The 2,917-nt window shown below is 69.5% G+C and carries 2 protein-coding genes; both read right to left on the minus strand.

Annotated elements, in window-relative coordinates:
- Window positions 1-105 precede the first annotated feature (105 nt).
- Window positions 106-2,094, minus strand: a complete 1,989-nt coding sequence (locus tag NJ4_RS24735; RefSeq protein WP_067442078.1) for an acyl-CoA dehydrogenase family protein — start codon at window positions 2,092-2,094, stop codon at window positions 106-108.
- A 45-nt stretch (window positions 2,095-2,139) separates the two neighbouring features.
- The coding region (locus NJ4_RS24740) for a C40 family peptidase (protein WP_169799332.1) at window positions 2,140-2,917 on the minus strand (778 nt) is incomplete at its 5' end.

The following is a 2,917-nucleotide window of genomic DNA, read 5'->3' on the forward strand; positions in this document are numbered from 1 at the left end:
GCCCAGGCCCGCCTGTGAAACTGCCCGATTGACGTGAAGCTTCACGTCAATCGGGCAGTTTCGTACGGGCACCACCAGTTTCGTACGGGCACCACCCCGCGAGCGTCAGTCGCCCCAGGTGAGCAGCTCCTCGGCGCGCATCACCTCGGGAGGGATCCCGAACGCGTCGACGAGATCGACGGCCACCGGACGCACCTTGCGGCACAGGGCGTTGATCTCACGGCTGATCGCCTTCGACCGCTGCGTGGTGAGCCGGCCGTGCTCCATGAACCAGGCACGGTCGGCCTCGATCGTGGTCAGCGCGTAGAGGTCGACCATCAGCCCCATCGCCACCTTGTTGTCGCCGGCGGGCATCTCGACCACCTTCTCGACGAACGCGTCGAGAACGAGTCGTTCGACGTGGGCGCGGGCGGTGGCGATCACGTGGTCCTGCACGCGCGAGAAGACCTCGCCGGCGTCCATCCCCTCGTCCACGCCCCGCTTGAGGCGACGCGCGACGCCACTGAGCATGTGCTCCTCGCGGAACCGGAACATCGCCTCCTGGAAGTTCGGGTCGAGCAGTCCGGCCTCCTGGTCCCACTCGTCTCCTCCGGGCAGGAGGTCCTTGACCCGCTCGAGCAGCTTGTGCACGTTGGTGCGCTCGAGAACGGTGTCCACGGCCGTCCCGGCCACGAACTTCACCATGCCGAGCTGGTCGAGGTCGGAGAAGTCGCTGGCATAGCCGGTCAGCAGGCCCTTGGCGACCAGCTGCAGCAGCACATGGTTGTCACCCTCGAACGTGGTGAAGACGTCGGTGTCGGCCTTGAGCGCCTCGAACCGGTTCTTCGAGATGTAGCCGGCGCCACCGCAGGCCTCACGGCACTCCTGGATGGTGCGGGTGCCGTGCCAGGTGCCGAGAGCCTTGGTGCCGGCGGCACGCGACTCGAGCGCGCGACGGTCCGCCTCGTCGTCCACGACCCCGGAGAACACGTCGTGGCAGCGGCTGGCCAGCACCTCCTGGGCGAAGTGGAGCGCATAGGTGCGGGCCAGCAGGGGGAACAGCCGGCGCTGGTGCTGCCCGTAGTCGAGCAGCAGCTGCTCGGGCTGGTCCGGCGCGGTGTCGAACTGGCGGCGGCGTGCGGCGTACTTCACGGCGATGGCCAGGGCCACCTTCGACGCATTGATGCCGGCCCCGCCGACGCAGACCCGGCCCAGCACGAGCGTGCCGAGCATGGTGAAGAACCGCTTGTTCGGGTTCTCGATCGGTGACTCGTAGACACCGGTCGGGGTGACGTCGGCAAACCGGTTGAGCAGTGCGGTGCGGGGCACCCGGACCCCGTCGAACCACAACCGACCGTTGTCGACGCCGTTGAGGCCCATCTTGCGGCCACAGTCCTCGATGCGTACGCCGGGCGCGGGCTCGCCGTCGACCCGGATCGGTACGACGAACGCGTGCACACCCTCGGACGTGCCGCCGATCTCGAGCTGGGCGAAGACCACCGCCAGCTCCCCGTGTCGACCGGCGTTGCCGATGTAGTCCTTGTGGGCGGAGTCATGAGGCGTCGTGATCACGAACTCCTGCGTCTCGACGTCGTAGGTCGCCACGGTGCCGAGCGCCTGCACGTTGGAACCGTGACCGGCCTCGGTCATCGCGAAGCAGCCCATCAGCTCTCCGCTGATGACCGCGGTCAGGTAGGCGTCGTGGTGGTGCTTGGTGCCGAGCTGCTGGATCGCCCCGCCGAAGAGCCCGAACTGGACACCCATCTTGATCAGCACCGACAGGTCGCCGAAGGCCATCGTCTCGAAGGCGGCGATGGCGGCACCTGTGTCGTCGGAGCCGCCGTACTCGGACGGGAACGCGACCGCGGTCTGCCCGGTCGCGGCGACCTCGACCACGACGTCCTTGACCAGGTCCTTGAAGGCGGGGATGTCGAGCGTCTCGGCCTGCTCGAGCACGTCGGCGCTCTTGACCAGGTTCTTGCGGACCAGGTCGCGCATCTCGGCGTACCGGCCGTCGAGCAACCGGGTCAGACCGGCGACGTCGATCTCGGGTTGGGTGTAGCCGGCGGTCTCGTCCGGCGCGGTCTCGGTGGTCTCGGGCGTCTCGGTGGCCATGGCGTCACCGTACCGGTGAGGTGGGCCGTGAGGACGCCCTCGCGGTCAGGGCCGAGCGAAGAAGTTCGGCGGAATCCAGTAGTACATCGACTCCTGCGTGACATCACGGCCGGTTCTCGGTGCGTGGATCATCTGGCCGTTCCCGACGTACAACGCCACGTGGTAGATCGACGACGGGCTGCTCGAGGAGCCCCAGAAGACCAGGTCGCCGGGCTTGAGCTGTGAGGAGCTGATCGCCGTGGCGGTGCTGTACTGCCCCACCGAGTAGTGCGGGAGGTACTTCCCGCCGGCGGCCCAGGCCTTCATGGTCAGACCGGAGCAGTCCCACGAGTTGGGGCCGGCGGCGGCCCACACGTAGGGCTCACCGATCTGGGCACGGGCGAAGTTGATGGCCCGCTGGGCCCCCGAGGTGGAGGGCGGCGGAGGCGTCGGGTCGGGCTCCGGCTCGGGGTCCGGGGCCGGCGTCGTCGGCTCGTCGGTGGGCGGATCACTCGGCTCGGGGTCGGGCTGCGGATCCGGCGTCGGGTCACCGGTCGCCGGGGTGCCCGTGGTCGGGGCGTCCCCGGATCCCGGGGCCGGCTGGTCGTCGGCGGGGGCGGTGGTCGGCGCGTCGTCCTCGGCGGCCTGCTGCGCGGCCAGGGCCGCACGTTGCTGAGCGGCGGCCTCGAGGTCGGACTGGCGCTGGGCGGCCAGCGAGACCGAGACGTTCTGGAGGTCGGCGAGCTCGCGGATCAGCGAGTCCTTCTCGGCGGCCACGGAGGTCGCCTCCGAGAGGGCAGCCTGCTCCTGCGACTGCGCGGCGACCCGTGCCTCCTGGGCCTGC

This window comes from Nocardioides jensenii JCM 1364 = NBRC 14755 (assembly GCF_001552535.1).
Lineage (GTDB): Bacteria > Actinomycetota > Actinomycetes > Propionibacteriales > Nocardioidaceae > Nocardioides > Nocardioides jensenii.